Raw genomic sequence first — 17,854 nt, 5'->3', positions numbered from 1 at the left:
CGGTAGTTCTATAGTTCATTAGTGTCAGGCAAGTAGCCTGCTATTGAACTATGAACTAACCGACTACAACAACTCCACCTCCACATAAACTGGCTGGTGGTCACTGTACCGAAACGATTGACCCAGGCCCTTTACATTTTTAATGCGGAGGTTAGGGCTGAGCAGGTAAAAGTCGATGACTTTTACCTGGGTTTTATTCTCGTAGGGGTAAGCACTGTCACGCACAGTTGGCGTACCGGGATCATAGGCATATTTCCACCCCGGAGGCATGAAGTCGTGATCGATGGCGAGCGGAAGTTGCACGGCTTTAACCGTTGGGTTCATACTAAACCAATTAAAGCCGGGAGGCATTTGGTTCCAGTCACCACCAACGATGGCATAATTACCGGCTTCGTAGTCTGCCAGAACCATTTCTCGCAATTTCTCCATTTGCTGCCGACGGATATCACCTTTCTTATCGTAGGCAGACAGGTGAATATTGTACACCACCAGCTCCTTACCGCCTTCGACCGAGAAGGCTTGCCGAAGTGCGCACCGGTCCAATTGGAAAAGCTTAGTTGGCCAGGCATATTCTCCCGGTAATTGGATGCGCTCAGCAGCGATGGGCTGATGACGTGAAAGGTTAACCAGACCGCCAACAACGTAACCATAATGATCCCAGGGTTGGAGAATGGGCAGCGGTACCCGCTTACTTTTGAAATTTGCCGCAAAGTACGCCGCGTGGTCGGGCCGGGCGGAGCGGGCCGTTGCCAGTTGGTTGGTGTAATGACTACGCTGCGCAGCCGTATCAACCTCTTGCAACAGGTATAAGTCCGCCGGGTTAGCTTTCAGGGTGATCTCCTGCCCGATAACGTTTGAGTTGACACGTTCTTCTGACATACGCACCGTTCCAGGCTTCGTCCACCAAAAGCCTGCCGATTGGTTGTAGAAGAAAAAATCCTTATCCCCAATACCTCCGTAACCAACATTCCAACTCAACAGGCTAATGATGGAATCCTGGATTACGGGCTCCGGCGCTACCTGGCCTGCACTTGGAGAAAGCAAAGTCGTACCCTCTGGCTGCCAGTCCGTAAAGGTTCCGAATAGCAGAAAACTGGCAATATAGAGTAGGAATATGGCAACCAGCCAACCTGTGAATTTGAATATTTTGCGCATAGGGCGAAGGTAGTAATCAGGATTCAGGGATCAGGATTTAGTACTTAGTATTCAGGTTTCAGGGGCAAGGTCAGGACTCAATGGACAAGGTTTAGTATTCAGCTGCCAATATAAAGGCCATACCGAAGGAGCAATAGGCACATAAACGCCACATCGGAGCGCTGATTCTTAAGTCCTAAAAACTGACTCCTGGTCCCCAAATACTAAAACCTGAAACCTGATCCCCGAGTACTGACCACTGAGTTCTGATACCTGGACTCTAAATACTGAATCTTGATCACTCCCTTTCCACCCGTACAAAAGCATCCAAAATGCAGTAAGATTCCAGCTTTACGCCCCGTGGCTCCCTGGTTTTCACCTTGAGCGGCAGCCGCAGATCAATGAACGCATCGGTATAGGCAAGGATTGGGAAGTGGAGAAATTTTGCCCCATCCTTATTCAGGGTAATGATATAGTTACGGTCCGGAGATAGCTCCCAATTACCGTTCATAATCACCCGGTCACGGGCGATGACAAAGTACTCACCTCCCGGGCTAAAGCTGAATTCCAGGTAATTTAAATCTATTGGATCAAGACCATCCTTTGAATAATAATCCTCCGTATAGCTGTACTTTACATCAGCAGAATCAACCCTTGGGTAAGACTGATCTACCACCACCTTACCAGTACTGATCCGCTCCGCAAATTCGTCGATAGTAACCTTTGGTGGAATAACAGAGCGCACCGGGTCCAGGGGCATATCGGTCAAAACATGCCGGTCTTTAACCCGCCTAAGATAAGACACGACCACCTGCCCGCCAAGCTCCTGCTTGAACCTATAACGGAACCGATTGAACCCGGTAATCCGCTGCCCCATAGGAAAGTAGAACTGCCCACCACGCAAAGGGGAAGGGCTGAAACTAGAATTGTACCACAGGTGAATCCCTCCACCGCTGACCTTTGTCTTCGGAATAAAAGTGTGCTCGCGACCCGATACAAAGTATTCCTTTACTCCCCGGCCAAAAGCCATATTTTCATCATAACCGATATACACCCGGAGGCTGTCCGAATCAGGAAATTTGAATCGAAATGTCTTCCCGCTAAGCCCGCCTTCAGGGATTTCCGTGAGCGACTCCTTTGCCAGCAAGAAGTGCCATTTTTTCTTTAAAGAGTCGCGGTAATAATGGCTTATTGTCAGTGTACTGTCTGGCTGCGGCTCCAAGACAAAGCCAAAGGTTGTATCGGGGATAGCGGCACGCTCAAACAAGCGTATTTTCCTAAGCCATCCTCCAAAATCATTAGTTATCATCAGGGTGTCTTCCACAATCGACAGTCGGTCACCGAGGTTAAACGTTTCAATATACTTGGTCGTATCCACTCGGGTATTCAGGTCTAAAGTCCATTCATGGTCAGCGGGGACTAGCAAGTCAGGTGCTGTGGAATCGCTGCAACCCAAAATGGAAAAGAAGACGAAAAAACAAAGGAGGGTGATGCGCATAAGGCGTTAGGGTTATTGGCACACCGCCACACAAATGCCTCCTCTCGGCGGGCGAGTCAGGCCGCTGCGCGTCCGCCTCAGCCGACGAGCATCCTCATTTATGTAGCGGTGTAGGGTTAATGGTGTGAACGGTATAAACATTTGGATATTTAAAAATACGTGTTCTTTAGCTTTTGATGGGTGTTATCAGTTTAAACGGATTTGTTAGCAGCAATGACGAGAAAGAAGCAATGCAGATTTAAGGCCAAAAAACATCATCAGGCCAAACGCAAAGGGTCAATCTTCCGTTATTAAGGTATGCTTCGCAAAAAATACTTGATCGCTCTTTTGCTGCTAACGCCAGTCTTCCTTTTTCTGGTGTATGCCTTCTATCGCTTTGAGCCATTCGTTAGTAACCAGTGGAATGATGCTAAACTGACTGCAGCCATCGCAAGTGGGCAATTCGGTGACGCTACTTTCGGCTACCTAAAAGGTCCCAGCCGCAAAATCCGTTACGTCCAACTTGGCGAAGATCCCTCTAAGCCTATGCTCGTCTTCGTACATGGCTCCCCTTCCAGCAGCGCTTTCTGGTTCAATATGCTACGCGACAGTAGCCTGAGGGCCGCTGCGAATCTGCTGGCCGTTGACCGCCCCGGTTATGGCGGCAGTGGACTCGGCATTCCCATGATCTCAGTAAAAGAGCAAGCCAGTAACGTCGCCGCCATCATCCGGGAACGGCGGGCAAGCGCAGACCAGCCCATTATCCTTCATGGAAGTAGTTATGGTGGCACCGTAAGCGCCCGCATTGCGATGGATTTCCCGGACCTGGTTAAAGGTCTGCTCCTACAATCCGCCAGCACGGCACCTCGCGAAGAATATACTTATTGGGTCACCCATCCCACCAGCCATTGGAGCTTAAGCTGGCTCCTTCCCAGCTCCCTGCAAACCGCTAATACCGAAAAACTGAGCCATCAACAACAACTGGAAGACATGGCAAATGAATGGTCCAACATAAAGGCAAATACCGTTATTTTACACGGTACCGATGATTGGCTCATCTACCCACCCAATGCCTACTACTCCTGCGACCAGCTGGTGAATGCCGAAGAAGTTATTCACCATATGGTTCCCGGAAAAGAGCATGACCTCATTTGGTCTGCGCCTAAGTTGTTGAAGAAGTACTTGCTTAAATTGATTAAGCGGGAAGAGGTGGCAACTGATTCGGTGATCCTCCCGGCCCTGTCTCAGGGTTAAGGGAAAACGGAATTTAAATTCAGCCACCTTCTACATCCGACCGACGCTGTTTCGTTAGGACCCTCCTAAATTTGTGCTACCAGGCGCCGACCTTCCAGTTTAACGGCTCCGGTACACCGTGAATTTATCGTTCTCCGCCACCGTGATTACTTCGTCGAAATACCGCCGCAAGTGGGTGAGGTAGTTCAGGTGCCGGTTAGCAACAACGACCAGATAACCAGAAGCAGAAAGGCGCTCACTCGCCTGCAGAAACAAATCGAGACTCACAGAGATATCCGTTTGGTATTCGTTGTGAAACGGAGGATTAGTAACAATCAGGTCAAAGCGCTTAGGCTGTTCGATTTCACTGATCGAAGCAGCAATCATCACCTTTGCCCGATCCTGATAACCGTGATTGGCCAGGTTCAGCCGGGTTGAAGCGACCGCGACCTGGGAGATATCCGTTGCCGTTAGCCGGGCTTTGGGGTACCGGCCCAGCAGGTAGTCGCCGATAATACCGTTTCCGCAGCCGACGTCCAATATTTCAAGGGGAGCGTCGATTTCTGTCAGCCGTTCGTTCGTAGCCCATTCGTCCAGCATAAACTGAGTGGCGTAGTCAATATGGTTCGCCGAGAAAACGCCGGGATATTGTTGATAACTAATGTCTCCGTAGCTCACTTCAGTAAGCGGAACGGCCGTAGCAGCTACGGGTAAAAAATCACTTAGAAGCAATAAGCGAGCCTTTTTGTAAGCCCGGCTCTGCTTTACTTCCGTCGCGTATTTCCCGGCAATCTCCACCAGCTTTGGGGTGAAGTACCGAGTCTGAAAAACACAGGCAAGGTGTGTTTCCGGGCCAGCATTTGCAGCCAGGTGGCGGAGGTAGAGTTCAAAGAGTTCCAGGGACTTGGGGACCTGCAAGATGTTGATCCTGATCCCCGACGGCATAACCTCCAAAGGACTAACCAGGTCAGGTACCGGACCCAGGCCGTTCTTATGGTAACTGGACTTCAGGGAGCTGTAGTGACCGCTGCTGTTAGATACGAAGCGCTTTTTTTGGGCGCGGACGCAGGTGCAAAGTACGCCCGCCCGGTCGTGATAGATGCCGATGTCCTCCAACTCCGTTGTTCCTGCGGTCTCGTAGGCCCAATCCAACAGCAATTCGTCGGCGGGCTTGAGTTTGGGGGCATTGCGCTCCCCGCCTAGTGCATTGGCGGGTAGCTGGAACCGTTGGTCTTGGTAGGTTATGGTTTTGTAGGAGGGGCTGGGCATGGAACAAAGGTACGTGGTGGGGGAACCATTCAGACAATTCAGGCACCTGGAAACTACATTAGTAAGAGGTAATAAACAGGAGAACCTCAACTGAACGGAGGTAGTGAACCAGTCTGGAATGAAATTCCAGACTTCCATCTTATGCTAACCCTTAGCTCCTCAGTTGAGGGTGTCTCCATCCGAGTAGTTGCTAAGCAGCCAGGCCAATGACTTCGGTTAAGTGTCTCACGAAGTAGAACTATATTTACATCAACAGTTCAAGTACACTATCAAGCATCAGAAACGTTTCCAGACTATGGGAAAAATAAAATATTTCGCGGCATACATTATCCCTTTGCTGGCATTAATAACGTTCAACACCACAGGGATTTACGCTTACTTCGGCATTATTTTCCTTTATGTTTTAGTGCCCATTATTGAGCAGGTTTTCCCTCCCGACAGTTATAATTTCATTGAAACAGAAAAGGAATTAGCCAAGGACGATTTCTTCTATGACCTGGTACTGTATTTGATGGTCCCAATTCATGTTTTCGTTATCTATTATTTCCTGGCCTCTATCTCTGATCCTACTTTAACTACCTCCGATACCATTGCAAGGGTATTTATGATGGGCAATGTCCTGGGGATAATTGGCATCAACGTTGGGCATGAACTCGGGCATAAAACGAGAAATCCCTTGAAGCAATTTTTCGCTCAGGTACTTCTTACCACCGCTATGCAGAACCATTTCGTGCCTTACCACAATGGCGGACACCATAAGGATATCGGAACACCTGAAGACCTTACCTCCGCAAAGAAAGGAGACAATTTTTACCTCTTTGCCATAAAGTCTCAAATCGGAGGGTATTTCAAAACATGGAAACTGGAAACAGCAAGACTAAAATCACAAGGGAGGAATACCACTTTCAATCCCATGATCCTCTACACTCTTTTACCGCTATTCCTATTTGCTGTTATCTACTCTTTATTTGGTGCCTACGTAACGGGGTGCTACTTTGTTGCCAGCGTTTACGGCATCGCAATTCTGGAAGCACAAAACTATTTTGCACACTACGGGCTTCGCCGTAAAAAACAGTCAAACGGCAGATACGAAAGGGTAAACGCCCGCCACTCCTGGAACTCTGACCACATAATTGGCAGGGTACTTTTATTCGAATTAACCCGACATTCTGACCACCACCACATGGGAGCCAAACCTTATCAAATTCTTGAATCAAAAGAAGAGAGTCCCATGCTGCCTTATGGTTATCCAATGATGCTCATGCTCTCCTTTTTCCCTTTCTTGTTCCGCCCGGTAATGAATAAGCAGCTTGAATTTTATGGAATTTCTTGAATCAATACTTAATTATCCCTTAGCTGCTTAATCAGCTCTTTCCGTTACTTTTCCAAAAAGAACAGCCACAATTCTAAGTCCATTTATGATCCGTCTCCTTTACCCACTAATCCTGCTCCTCGCTGCCAACACCTTTTTCAGCTGCGAACAAGCAGCACCGACAGCAGATACCCCCGCCGCCGTAGCAACCAGCGACTACCAGGACCTGACTACCCTTTTCCAGGAATGGCGGACCTTTGAAAATCCGCCGCTTCGCGAAGGAGCTCCGGATTATACCGCCGAAACATTTAAACAGCGCCGGCCGGCCTTTGAAACACTACAGAGGCGTTTACTAGCAATGGATACCACTGGCTGGGCCGTTGCCCAGCAGGTAGACTGGCACATCGTCTGGGCCGAAATGAACGGCTACGACTTTAACGACCGGATCCTCCAGCCTTGGGTCCGGGACCCGGCATACTACAAAGCGCTCTGGATGTCACGCAGTGATGTACCTGCCCACGAAGGACCAACAAATCATGGCACCACGGAGCTGTGGACCTATTCCTTCCCACTGAATGCCTCCGAAAAAGAACGTTTGCTCACCGACCTGCGCGTTATTCCGCCACTGAACGAACAAGCCAAACGCAATTTGACGGGCAATGCCAGGGACCTCTGGATCGCCGGAATTAGGGATATTCGGGACCAAAGCGCTAATCTCCAAACCATATTAACGCAGGACGGTGCCAGTGAAGACAAGGATATCGTAGCCGCAGTTACTGCGGCCACCCAATCAACTAATTCGCTTGTATCCTGGCTGGAAACAGAAGGAGGCAAGAAGACCGGTCCTTCCGGTATTGGAAAAGACAACTACACGTGGTACCTACAAAATGTCCATTTGGTACCACTTACCTGGGAAGATGAAGTGATGATCCTGAAGCGGGAGTTGGCACGGGCGTGGGCCTCGCTCAAACTGGAAGAGCACCGTAATCGGGGCTTGCCGCAGCTAATCGCTGCCGATTCACCAGCAGCCTATGACGCGCTGGCGGAGCAGTCAGCACAGAGTTTAATGACCTTCCTGGAAGCCGAAGAGATCGTTACGGTGGCAGATTATTTTGATCCGGCTTTACGCGAGCACCTGGGTGCCTTCGTCCCCGCTGACCGCCGGAACTTTTTTTGGATCACGGCGCACAACGATCCTCGTCCGCTGTATTCTCATTTCTATCACTGGTTCGAGCTGGCACGCATGGACATTGAACCGCACGCAAGCCCGATTCGGCGCGGCCCCCTTCTCTATAACATCTTCGACTCCCGGAATGAAGGCATGGCCACCGCTGTAGAGGAAACCTTCATGCAGGCAGGGTTATACGATGACAATCCGAGGGTCCGGGAAATCGTATACATTATGATCGCCCAGCGGGCGGCACGCGGACTGGGCTCTTTATACGCCCACGCCAATGAAATGACGATGGAAGAAGCTGGCGGTATCCATTCGGAATACACCCCACGTGGCTGGATGAAGACGGAGAAGGAGTTGCTGCTGTTCGAGCAGCACCTTTACCTGCGTCAGCCAGGCTACGGCACCAGTTATATCACGGGCAAATATCTGGTGGAAAATGCGCTGGCCGATTTTGCCCGCCTACAGGAAGCACAGGAAAAGCCGTTTGCCCTCAAAGAGTTCTTCGACCAATTAAACAGCATCGGTAATATCCCCATTTCGCTGGGCCACTGGGAAATGACCGGAGTGGATGCTGACGTGAGGAAGATGACGAAATAGTTGAGGACAAAACCTCCAGCGTAGGCTAGTGCGTCAAGATTGAAGTTGGCGCTAGTTAGAACGCCGGCAGCGCGGTGCTGGACGACCAGCTGAAAGCCGATCATAGCCTTAGCTACGTGAGGTTGTTATCTGGGAAGTACAGTGCCGATACGGCAGGTTATAACTGCGCCGAACTTTGATCCTGATGCACTAGTAGTTTGTAAATTTCAGGGTAAGGTGTTGGTGAATTTTGGTGGCAGACAAGGCGCGAAATTGCTTGCATAGCCGTAGCTGCGAGCGTGATTTCGCAACGCAGTATGCCGCCGAAAGGCACCGCAAATTACCCTAATATTTAATGTTGACAGACCACTGGAACTACCAAGCACTTTTTTAGGCGCGAACGCAGGTGCAGGCAAAAGCCCGCCTTTCTCCCCCCCATAGCCCTGAGCAGTGTCTTTCGGGCCAGCACCTTTATTCACCAGAAGAAGAGCCGAAGCAAAGATGCGTTAGCAATAATAACGGCCATATTCAAAAAGTGGGAATCGCTTTCGAATCGCATACAGGAGCGGAATAGGCTAAAAAACAATGCACAAAGTAATTGCCTGTTGTCCGCACGGATATTCCGGTGTTAGTTACAGATAGCCCCCCGCCTCCTGCTCTCCTTAAAATAGAAGGTTAAAATCCGGAAAACCTGGTTAAAACCATCTAAAGGACAGACCACAGCAAGCAGTTTTACCTTTAATAGGTATGCACACCATTAAGTGCAGCCGCCCGATTCAGCGCTTATGAAAACCGTTATTTATGAAAATTTGCTTTGCCTGTATCAGTTTTTATACGTTGTTGATGCTCTGCATTTTCAGCCCAATCGTTTCCGACGCGCAGTCTATTCATACCTGCACCGTCATACCTACTAACGAAAGGCCAGCGGAACAGCAATTCGACAACCTGCCCGCCGTCGTTCAGAAAGCAGTTAGTTACAAACCCGGCCAGACCTACAGCAACTTCTGGGCGAAAGGCAGTGCCATAACTGTAAAATTTCTGGGGGGGAGCTCCAGTTTGCAGAGCCGTATAATGAATTACGCCGGCGAATGGACCCGCTACGCCAACCTCAGGTTTCAGGTGGTTAACTCCGGCCCGGCAGATATCCGAATCGCGTTTATCCAAAACGGCTCCTCCTGGTCGATGGTCGGAAATGGTTCCGCCAGGGCCGATCAGCAGCGTCCGAGCATGAACTTCGGCTGGCTTACCGACCAGACATCGGAATACGAAGTAAAACGTACAGTTTTACACGAGTTCGGTCATGCGCTGGGCTTGCTGCACGAACACCAAAATCCGGCTGGTGGCATTCCGTGGGACGAGGCTGCCGTATACGAGCACTACTGGAATACGCAGGGCTGGGACCGTAATACAACTTATCATAATGTCATCGCTACCGCGAACCGGAACTCCACCCAGTATTCAGCCCATGACCCTGCTTCGATCATGCATTATCCGGTAGATTCCCGGCTTACCAATGGCCTTTACGACGTAGGCATGAACAACGACCTTTCGGCGATAGACAAACAGTATATCGCCCGTATGTACCCCGGTCGCAGCGTTGCGGAAAGTACACCTACCCCTCCCCCATCACCGGTTATTACCACCGCTCCACCGCCCGCCGTACGTGGCTATTCCGTTCGAATCAGCAATGAACTGGGCGAGGGTCAGAAAGCAGAGACGGTCAGACTGGACATCGCCGGTAAGCGCTATACCATCCATTTGGACCGGGAAGGCCGCAGTCGGGAACAACTGAACCTGCAGCTTTCCAGTGGCAAGTACCCTTACCACGTAGTTACTTCTTCTACTTATTACGGGTACCGTAACGTCCGCGACCAACGTGGTACTGTACGCCGTCAATATGTGGAAAGTGAAATCCCTGGCAACGGCAGTGGCTACCTGTTGGTCGATCAGGACACTAACCTGACGCTTTACGGCAGCTACGATCGGGCAGGCCGGCGCATGAAAGTTTATTTGGACGTTAGCAAATAAGGGGCGGACGCAGGTATTCCCTCCCTTACAACACCCCATCCACCATCTCTAACCGGCGATCGCTGATGCGGGCCAGTTCCTCATTATGCGTAACGATGATGAAGGACTGCCCGAAGTCGTCCCGCAATTGAAAGAGCAGTTTGTGCAGCTCTTCTGAGCTCCCCGAATCGAGGTTCCCCGTCGGCTCATCGGCAAATACAACCGCTGGAGAATTAATCAGGGCACGCGCGACGGCAACGCGCTGCTGTTCTCCCCCACTCATCTGATTGGGCTTATGCTCTGCCCGATCCGCCAGGCCGAGGTAAGTCAGCAATTCCATGGCCTTGCGTTTGGCCACCTCTGGTTCGGTCTTGGCGATGTAGGCTGGAATACAAACGTTCTCCAGGGCTGTGAACTCCGGCAACAGGTGGTGAAATTGGAATACGAAGCCAATGTGTTGGTTGCGAAAAGCCGCCAATTGGCGGTCCGTGAGGCTAAAAACATCTTTTCCGTCAATGGTCAGGTGGCCTCCATCGGGTCGGCCCAAAGTACCAAGGATGTGCAACAACGTGCTCTTGCCAGCACCTGATTTCCCAACGATGCTCACAATTTCACCCTTACCAACGTGCAGATCGACACCGCGTAGAACCTGAAGATTGCCGTAGCTTTTAGTAATGTTGGAGGCCTTGATCATTTGGTAAGAGTTACAGGTTACAGCTAGCAGGTTGCTCGTTGCAAGGGGGCTGGTTAAGAGATGATTAATTGAAGATGACCGTCCGGTTCCCGAAGGGCAGTACACGGTGCTGCAGCTGGAGATAGATCGCCCGGCTGAGGACACGTTTTTCCACATCTTTGCCAACCCTTTTAAGGTCATCAATACCATCCCGATGGCTGACGCGAGCTACATCCTGAGCAATGATCGGTCCTTCGTCCAGGTCCGCCGTTACGTAGTGACTCGTCGCACCAATAAGTTTAACGCCGCGGGTGAAGGCGCTATGATACGGACGGGCACCTTTAAATGCCGGCAAGAACGAATGATGGATATTGATAACCCGGTGGTTAAAGTTGCTGCAAAAATCATCAGACAAGATCTGCATATAGCGAGCCAGGACGATGAAGTCCACTTCAAGCTCATTGAGCAACTCTTTGGTTTTTGCTTCCTGCGCCGATTTGGTATCCTTCGTGATCGGTATGTGATAAAACGGAATCTCAAACCTTTCGGCGATGTACTTAAGCTGTTCGTGGTTACTGACGATGGCCGGTATCTCACAATTGAACTCTCCGGTACCATAGCGCTGAAGAATGTCGTAAAGGCAGTGGCTGGCCTTACTCACAAACAAGGCCATGCGGGGTTTGCGTTTGGTGAACTTCAACGTCCACTTCATATCGTATGCCGAGCCGATCAGGGTGGAAAAATATTCATTGATCTTCTCCGCCGGAATCAGGAAATCGGTCATGTCCCACTCCACGCGCATAAAGAAATGCTGCAGGTGATGGTCTACGTGTTGATCGAGGTTTAGAATATTCCCCCGATTTTTATGGACAAATTCGGTAACCAGGGCCACTAGGCCAGGTTGGTCAGGACAATGTATCAGTAGGATTGCGCTATCGGCCACAGAAAAATAATTTGGGTGCGCGAAGATAGGGCAAAAAGACAGCGCCTCCCCCACCGAAGTGAGGGAGGCGCTGAATTTGCACGGACTGGTTACCGTGCCATTGAATTGGATTACGATCGTTTAGGCCGTAGCAAAGGACTTGGCCATTTTCCGTAGGTCGGCAACGGAACTGGTAATGATGTCCATTTGGCGGGAGACTACGTCTCGGGCTGGGCCCGTTAGCGTGTTACCCTCCAGGGCTTCGGCATAGGCCTTCACGGCACTTTCTTCGCCGCGAATACATTCGTTCAGGATGGCTTCCTCGTCGTTTCCGGAGACCGCACTTTTCAAGTCCATCCAAACCCGGTGCAGGTTGGCTGCGGTACTACCGCCTTTGTTCACTTCGCCGCCGAATTGCTTGATGAGCGGCTTAATCTCATGACCAAAGTCATAACGTTGTTGTGCCAGTTGACGGAATCGTGCGGCCAATGTGGTACTGTCTACTTCTTCAGCAGCTTCTTTGTAGCCGTTTTCACCGTCGTAAAGGGTAGTGATAAGGTTGTTTAGGGTACTAATCTGATTATTTGAGGAATTCATAAATCTATAAATTGCGGCAATATGCCAAGTTAAAAAATAATGGCGTCAACGTCATAACGTAACCGCCTTTGATAATAAAACAGGGAGTGGGTGGGCCTATGTTCGGAGAAAGTCCGGTTTTTTTCCTCATAACTAGTTAAGCCTCAGGTCAAGAGCATCCATTTCCTCTTAGCTAAGAATTATTTCAGGATATATTTGCTTCGGTCACCAGAGGTGTTTTTTAGTTCGCGTGGTGAGCGCGGCCTTTACTAAGCCTGGCCAGTAGGGGCGACCCTCGCAGTCGCCCGATGGGCAAAAAGTATTTTCACCTCTGGCACCCAAGGCGAGTACAGCCAATCCAGGTATTTAGACCTCCTTTAGCACCTCCCGTTGAGAACAAAAATCGGTTACCTCTTTTTAAAGTCGTCTTATAGCCTTAGATTGAACCCTGATTTACTAGTTACAACACTTTTCTTTAGATTACCACAGACATCCACACACATCTTAATCACATATTTTGATGAACAGACGTAATTTCGTTGCTGCAGTCCCCGTACTGGCAGCTGGCCTGACGAGTATCTCCTCCTTGATGGCTTCTCCCCTCAATACAGTATCTCAACAGGCTTTAATGGAAGGTTTTGACACCTTCTTCAGATCTCACCGCTCCGCCCTGCCTTCTTCTGAAAGGGCCGTGGTCGATCTGATCAGCACACCAACCTCCACGCCTAAGTTCAAGGACGGCAAACTCACCTTCAAGGTGAAGAGTGGCGAAACGGCTACCCTCTTTCAATGGAAAGGAGAATTAAAAATCACCTTCGCTTAAGCCCATATCAGGATTCAGAAAAAGGTGAGATAGGTTAGGGTTAAGACGTAACTTCCCACCATGAACCGTTCCACTTTCTTCAAATCCCTGGCAGCAGGAACCATTGGTCTTCCCTTATTTCTTCGCCTGACGGGCGGAAAAGGCCACGCCCAAACCGCACAGGCAACTGTCAGCGGTGAAACGTTCGATTGGAAAATGGTGACCACCTGGCCACCTGGCTTTCCGGTCTTGGGAGAGGGCTGTCAGCTACTCGCTGATTTGTGTCGGGAGATGTCTGGCGGTCGGCTCAACATTACGGTTTACGGCGGTGGTGAACTGGTCCCTGCCTTGCAGGCCTTCGACGCCGTACGGCAGGGAGCTGCCGAAGTAGGCAGCGGCGCGGCCTACTATTGGGCTGGCAAGGCCCCCGCAGCACAGTTCTTTGCAGGTTTCCCCTTTGGCCTTAACGCCCAACAAATGAATGCCTGGCTCCTATGCGGCGGGGGGATAGAACTTTGGCGGGAACTGTATGCTGAATACAATCTCGTTCCTTTTGCCGGGGGAAACACCGGCGTTCAGATGGGCGGATGGTTCAATCGTGAAATTCGTTCCGCTGCAGACTTCAAGGGCCTGAAAATGCGGATGCCCGGCCTCGGTGGCCGGGTACTGGAACGCCTTGGCGGCACTCCGGTCTTGCTCCCCGGAGGAGAGCTGTATACCGGCCTCGAACGGGGCATCATCGATGCTACGGAGTGGGTGGGGCCTTATCACGACTACATCATGGGATTCCACGAAATCGCAAAATACTATTACTATCCGGGGTGGCATGAACCAGGGACTTCCTTTGAGTTCTTCATCAATAAAGACAAATACGAGGAACTCCCAAAGGACCTGCAGCGCATCTTCGAGATGGCAACTCACTACATTAACCTCTATACCATCTCCGAGCTGGAAGTTAAAAACGCGGAATACCTGGAAAAGCTTCGTAAGGTCCCCGGACTAACCATCGCTCCCTTCCCCAAAGAGTTGATCGAAGAAGCCCGCGTGGCTTCCGACGAGGTCATTGCTGAATATGCAGCCTCCGATCCGTTTGCGGGGAGGGTCTACGCCTCCATCAAAGAATTCCAACGTAAGGCCGGGCCGTGGGCGGAGCTTACGGAGGCAGTTTATTATGAGGATATGATGAGTTAATTTTTGTGGTTCAAGGGCTGTCGTTTGCAGACTTTTAGCATTTTTGGCGCGGCCGCAGGTGCAAAGTAAAGGAGCAAGGTAGAAGGGACGGTGGGCAGCTTTGGTTCCCCGGCACTTGTGCCGGTTGATATGATGGGACCGGTACGAGTGCCGGGGAACAAGCCCTAAATCCAATTTGTAATCCACGCTGGCGCTCGCTCAACCATCTCAATAATCCAGCAAAGCAGTACCTTAAGCCAGTACTCCACAAGCCCCGCCCATGCAACGCCGTAAATTCCTCCAAAACTCCGCCCTTTTTTCCGCCATGCTGGCCTCCGGCCAGGCCAGTGCCTTTGCCCGGTGGAAAAACGGCAAACGCAAACGGGTAGCGCTGGTAGGAACCGGCATCAGGGGTTCCAGCTTATGGGGAAAGAACCTGGTGGACAATTACGCCGAAGAAGTTGACTTCGTTGGCCTTTGCGACAAGAACGCCGGACGCCTGGCCTACGTAAAAGACTACATGGCGGCCGACTGTCCCACTTATGCCGATTTCGACGAGATGATGCGCACCACAAAACCCGAGTGGGTGATTGTGACCACGATGGACAGTACCCACGACATCTTCATCGTCAAGGCCATGGAAGCCGGTGCCCACGTAATTACCGAAAAACCAATGACTACGGATGCCGATAAATGTCAGGCCATTCTCGATACCCAAAAGCGCACGGGCAAAGAAGTTCTGGTCACCTTCAACTACCGCCACAGCCCACACAATACGGCTGTGAAACAACTGTTGCATGATCAGCGGGTGGGTAAAATTACCAGCGTAGACTTTCACTGGTACCTCAACGTCTACCACGGCGCCAGCTATTTCCGGCGGTGGCACGGCTACGTCGAAAATGGTGGATCACTCTGGGTGCACAAGGCCACCCACCACTTTGACCTCCTGAACTGGTGGCTCGACGCTACGCCCGTACAAGTGACCGCCTACGGGGCGCTGGAGCATTACGGCAAAAATGGAAACATGCGTGGAGACAGCTGCCGGACCTGCGCGCACAAGAAAGAGTGTCCTTACTACTGGGACATTACCAAAGACAAAAAAGCAATGCGCCTCTACGTCGACAATGAGCAACATGACGGCTATATCCGGGACTCCTGCGTATTCCGCGAAGACATCGACATCTGGGACAAAATGAGTGCCCAGATCCTTTACGACAACGGCGTCCTGGTCAACTATTCCCTCACTACCTATTCTCCCTACGAGGGTTACCGCATTGGTTTCAACGGCCATGAAGGACGGATTGATACCTGGGAAGACATCCCCTACCAGCGTGGAAAGTATACCACCGCCGAACAGGAAGAATTACACGCCAACGAAATGAGCTTCGGTAAGGAGGAGGTACCCACCGAATTCCACGAGATCATCGTTCACGACAATTTCAACCCTGACTTCGAGCGCGTAAAAGTCCCCAAATACCGCTACGGCCACGGCGGCGGAGATAAGCGGATGCTGGATTACCTTTTCGTCAACCCCGATGCTGCCGATCCGCTCAGCCACATGGCTGGTACCCGCGACGGCGCGTTATCTATTCTGATCGGTATTGCCGCCCGGAAGAGTATTGCCGAGGGGCGGGCAGTTCGGTTGGATGAGTTGGTTAAAGTTTAAGTGCCAGAGGTTTAAGCTTAGTCTTCCATTTTGGCCATAATCCACTCCTCCACCAAATCCTCCAACCCCCGCATCGTAACGGCACCGTTAGCAAGCACCAAGTCGTGAAATTCTGGAAGGTCAAAAGTATCCCCTAATTCAGCTTCGACCATTAAACGGAGTTCCCGAATTTTCAGTTCCCCCATTTTATAGGACACGGCCTGTCCCGGCCAGCCGATGTAGCGGTCGATCTCCGTGTTTACTTCGTGAAGGGACAGGGCGGTGTTCGAGCTAAGGAAATCAACAGCTTTTTCCCGACTCCAGCCGAAGTAGTGCATCCCCGGGTCAACTACCAGGCGGCAGGCGCGCCACATCTCGTAAACCAGGGCACCGAACTCCTCGTACTCCGTTTCGTAGATGCCAGCCTCTTTGCCGAGGTACTCGCAGTACAGCGCCCAGCCTTCTCCGAAGGCCGAAAGGTAAAGGTTGTTGCGGAAGGCCGGCAGGCCTTCCATTTCGGCGGCCAGCATCATTTGAGTATGGTGGCCGGGTACCCCCTCGTGCAGGGCCAGGGCAGGCAACACGTAGAGCGGCCGGCTGGGCAGGTCATAAGTATTAACCCAAAAGGCTCCGGCCTTCCGCCCCTGGTAGGACCCCGGAGAATAACGACCGGTGGTATAGGTGGGCGCCAAAGCGTCTGGTACCGGAGCCACCGTCAGCGGCATTCGGGGCAGCTTATTGAAGTACTGTGGCAGCTTTCCTTCCATTCGTTTGGTGATCCAGGCGGCGTGGCGGAGCAATTCTTCCGGTGTTTTGGGGTAGAACTGTTCGTCGGTCCGAAGGAAGGTCAGAAATTCAGCAAAGGAACCTTCGAAGCCGGTGCGTTCGATGATGGCTTCCATCTCAGTGCGGATACGGGCGACCTCTCGCTGGCCGGTGGCGAAGACCTCCTCGGGGCTTACGTCATCAGTCGTAAAGTAGCGGATCCGCTGCTGGTAGTAGGCTTTACCATCGGTGATTTCGGAAATACCGATGCCGGGCCGAAGTTTGGGTAAGTATTCGTTCTTCAGAAAATCCCGAAGGTTCCGGTAATGGGCATAGGTTTCTTGCTCCACTACCTTTTTCAGCACCTGCGTCCGCGCCTCATCATCACGCACCGGCTGCAAAAAAATGCTCTCCAGAACCGGAGTGGCCAACTGTCTTTCGATCTGGCCAATACAGTTATTCACCACCAGCCGGGGATCCGTTTTACCGGCTTTCAGCCCTTCACGCATCACCTTTATCTGGTCCTCAAAGTAATCTCCCAGGCCTTTCACCATTTCCTGATAGTGCGTGAAGCTCTCGTAAGAGTTCACCCGCTGGCCAAGGATGCGGTACACAACGGACGTGAGAAAGCCGCCTTCTGCGTCGAGGGGAAAGCGGTGCGCACCGAATTCGCGCTGGTATATATTATCGTCAAGCACGTGCAGCAGCAGGTCACGATTGATCCGTTGGGTGCCCGAAAGCCTATCCGAGGCGGGAACCCGGGCGCGCAGGCTTCGGAGGTCTTCCGCCTCCGTTTTTATGGACCGGCCTCTGGTGGTTCGCCAGGGCTGACCGTGGGGGTACGGATCCCAGGCTCCATACTCTTCCATCACTTTGGCGAGCTGCAAGGAGTCCGTCGATGACGTTTGGGCCACAAGGCTGGCGAAAAGAAAAAAGGAGCAGCAACAGATTAGATAGATTTTACGCATCGGGTAGGATTAGTCTGCCTAAAGATAGGTACTCGGGTTGTCGGTTGTCAAGTTGTCGGGTTGTCGGGTTGTCGGGTTCCGGAAGCATTGCCTCCCCAGCGTTGTGAACATCCAAGTGCGGCAGTATTACCAGACTAATAGACTACCA

At 51.3% G+C, this 17,854-nt stretch carries 14 protein-coding genes; 7 read left to right on the top strand and 7 right to left on the bottom strand.

Going from position 1 to position 17,854, the window contains the following annotated elements; translation table 11 throughout:
• Positions 1-63: 63 nt before the first annotated feature.
• A complete protein-coding gene (locus tag B036_RS0112845; RefSeq protein ID WP_020569128.1) occupies positions 64-1,155 on the bottom strand; it encodes an endonuclease/exonuclease/phosphatase family protein in 1,092 nt (363 codons plus the stop codon).
• A gap of 277 nt (positions 1,156-1,432) precedes the next feature.
• Entirely contained in the window at positions 1,433-2,632 is a 1,200-nt protein-coding gene (locus B036_RS0112840) for a hypothetical protein (protein ID WP_020569127.1), read from the bottom strand.
• A 297-nt stretch (positions 2,633-2,929) separates the two neighbouring features.
• Here B036_RS0112840 and B036_RS0112835 point away from each other — a divergent pair, with 297 nt between their 5' ends.
• The gene (locus B036_RS0112835; protein WP_020569126.1) at positions 2,930-3,865 is read left to right on the top strand and encodes an alpha/beta fold hydrolase; all 936 of its coding nucleotides are present in this window, start codon (positions 2,930-2,932) and stop codon (positions 3,863-3,865) included.
• A 99-nt stretch (positions 3,866-3,964) separates the two neighbouring features.
• On the opposite strand, the gene B036_RS0112830 is transcribed toward B036_RS0112835, so the two are convergent.
• Entirely contained in the window at positions 3,965-5,113 is a 1,149-nt protein-coding gene (locus B036_RS0112830; RefSeq protein WP_020569125.1) for a class I SAM-dependent methyltransferase, read from the bottom strand.
• A gap of 220 nt (positions 5,114-5,333) precedes the next feature.
• Here B036_RS0112830 and B036_RS0112825 point away from each other — a divergent pair, with 220 nt between their 5' ends.
• The 3 genes from B036_RS0112825 to B036_RS32075 all read left to right on the top strand — a co-directional run bounded on the left by B036_RS0112825 (position 5,334) and on the right by B036_RS32075 (position 10,206).
• A complete protein-coding gene (locus tag B036_RS0112825) occupies positions 5,334-6,446 on the top strand; it encodes an alkane 1-monooxygenase (RefSeq protein WP_211217396.1) in 1,113 nt (370 codons plus the stop codon).
• A gap of 85 nt (positions 6,447-6,531) precedes the next feature.
• Entirely contained in the window at positions 6,532-8,199 is a 1,668-nt protein-coding gene (locus B036_RS0112820; protein ID WP_020569123.1) for a hypothetical protein, read from the top strand.
• A gap of 780 nt (positions 8,200-8,979) precedes the next feature.
• Positions 8,980-10,206, top strand: a complete 1,227-nt coding sequence (locus B036_RS32075) for a matrixin family metalloprotease (protein ID WP_052333956.1) — start codon at positions 8,980-8,982, stop codon at positions 10,204-10,206.
• 25 nt (positions 10,207-10,231) lie between these two features.
• Here the strand turns inward: B036_RS32075 and B036_RS0112810 are convergent, their stop codons facing one another.
• From B036_RS0112810 to B036_RS0112800, 3 genes are all read right to left on the bottom strand, one after another.
• Positions 10,232-10,879 (bottom strand): ABC transporter ATP-binding protein, encoded by a 648-nt coding sequence (locus B036_RS0112810; RefSeq protein WP_020569121.1) that lies wholly within the window; start codon positions 10,877-10,879, stop codon positions 10,232-10,234.
• Positions 10,880-10,943: 64 nt separating this feature from the next.
• On the bottom strand, positions 10,944-11,801 hold the full coding sequence (gene purU / locus B036_RS0112805) for a formyltetrahydrofolate deformylase (protein ID WP_026231943.1): 858 nt from the start codon (positions 11,799-11,801) through the stop codon (positions 10,944-10,946).
• 120 nt (positions 11,802-11,921) lie between these two features.
• Complete coding sequence (locus B036_RS0112800) at positions 11,922-12,377, bottom strand: ferritin-like domain-containing protein (protein WP_020569119.1); 456 nt, start codon at positions 12,375-12,377, stop codon at positions 11,922-11,924.
• Between the two features lie 499 nt (positions 12,378-12,876).
• Here B036_RS0112800 and B036_RS0112795 point away from each other — a divergent pair, with 499 nt between their 5' ends.
• The 3 genes from B036_RS0112795 (at position 12,877) to B036_RS0112785 (ending at position 15,994) form a co-directional block, all read left to right on the top strand.
• The gene (locus B036_RS0112795) at positions 12,877-13,179 is read left to right on the top strand and encodes a hypothetical protein (RefSeq protein WP_020569118.1); all 303 of its coding nucleotides are present in this window, start codon (positions 12,877-12,879) and stop codon (positions 13,177-13,179) included.
• Positions 13,180-13,239: 60 nt separating this feature from the next.
• Positions 13,240-14,349 (top strand): TRAP transporter substrate-binding protein, encoded by a 1,110-nt coding sequence (locus B036_RS0112790; RefSeq protein ID WP_020569117.1) that lies wholly within the window; start codon positions 13,240-13,242, stop codon positions 14,347-14,349.
• 259 nt (positions 14,350-14,608) lie between these two features.
• Positions 14,609-15,994, top strand: coding sequence for a Gfo/Idh/MocA family oxidoreductase (locus B036_RS0112785; protein WP_020569116.1), 1,386 nt, complete (start codon positions 14,609-14,611; stop codon positions 15,992-15,994).
• Positions 15,995-16,011: 17 nt separating this feature from the next.
• On the opposite strand, the gene B036_RS0112780 is transcribed toward B036_RS0112785, so the two are convergent.
• Positions 16,012-17,706, bottom strand: a complete 1,695-nt coding sequence (locus tag B036_RS0112780) for a DUF885 domain-containing protein (RefSeq protein ID WP_026231942.1) — start codon at positions 17,704-17,706, stop codon at positions 16,012-16,014.
• Between the last annotated feature and the right edge of the window lie 148 nt (positions 17,707-17,854).

Origin of the sequence: Neolewinella persica DSM 23188 (genome assembly GCF_000373105.1) — a bacterium.
GTDB classification, from domain to species: domain Bacteria; phylum Bacteroidota; class Bacteroidia; order Chitinophagales; family Saprospiraceae; genus Neolewinella; species Neolewinella persica.
The sequence above is the reverse complement of the archived record's forward strand: the minus strand, read 5'-3'. Positions and strand labels throughout refer to the sequence as shown.

Coding starts and splice junctions, on each gene's coding strand:
- B036_RS0112845 (WP_020569128.1), bottom strand. CDS start 1,155: ATGCGCAAAATATTCAAATTCACAGGTTGGCTGGTTGCCATATTCCTA.
- B036_RS0112840 (WP_020569127.1), bottom strand. CDS start 2,632: ATGCGCATCACCCTCCTTTGTTTTTTCGTCTTCTTTTCCATTTTGGGT.
- B036_RS0112835 (WP_020569126.1), top strand. CDS start 2,930: ATGCTTCGCAAAAAATACTTGATCGCTCTTTTGCTGCTAACGCCAGTC.
- B036_RS0112830 (WP_020569125.1), bottom strand. CDS start 5,113: ATGCCCAGCCCCTCCTACAAAACCATAACCTACCAAGACCAACGGTTC.
- B036_RS0112820 (WP_020569123.1), top strand. CDS start 6,532: ATGATCCGTCTCCTTTACCCACTAATCCTGCTCCTCGCTGCCAACACC.
- B036_RS32075 (WP_052333956.1), top strand. CDS start 8,980: ATGAAAATTTGCTTTGCCTGTATCAGTTTTTATACGTTGTTGATGCTC.
- B036_RS0112810 (WP_020569121.1), bottom strand. CDS start 10,879: ATGATCAAGGCCTCCAACATTACTAAAAGCTACGGCAATCTTCAGGTT.
- B036_RS0112800 (WP_020569119.1), bottom strand. CDS start 12,377: ATGAATTCCTCAAATAATCAGATTAGTACCCTAAACAACCTTATCACT.
- B036_RS0112795 (WP_020569118.1), top strand. CDS start 12,877: ATGAACAGACGTAATTTCGTTGCTGCAGTCCCCGTACTGGCAGCTGGC.
- B036_RS0112790 (WP_020569117.1), top strand. CDS start 13,240: ATGAACCGTTCCACTTTCTTCAAATCCCTGGCAGCAGGAACCATTGGT.
- B036_RS0112785 (WP_020569116.1), top strand. CDS start 14,609: ATGCAACGCCGTAAATTCCTCCAAAACTCCGCCCTTTTTTCCGCCATG.
- B036_RS0112780 (WP_026231942.1), bottom strand. CDS start 17,706: ATGCGTAAAATCTATCTAATCTGTTGCTGCTCCTTTTTTCTTTTCGCC.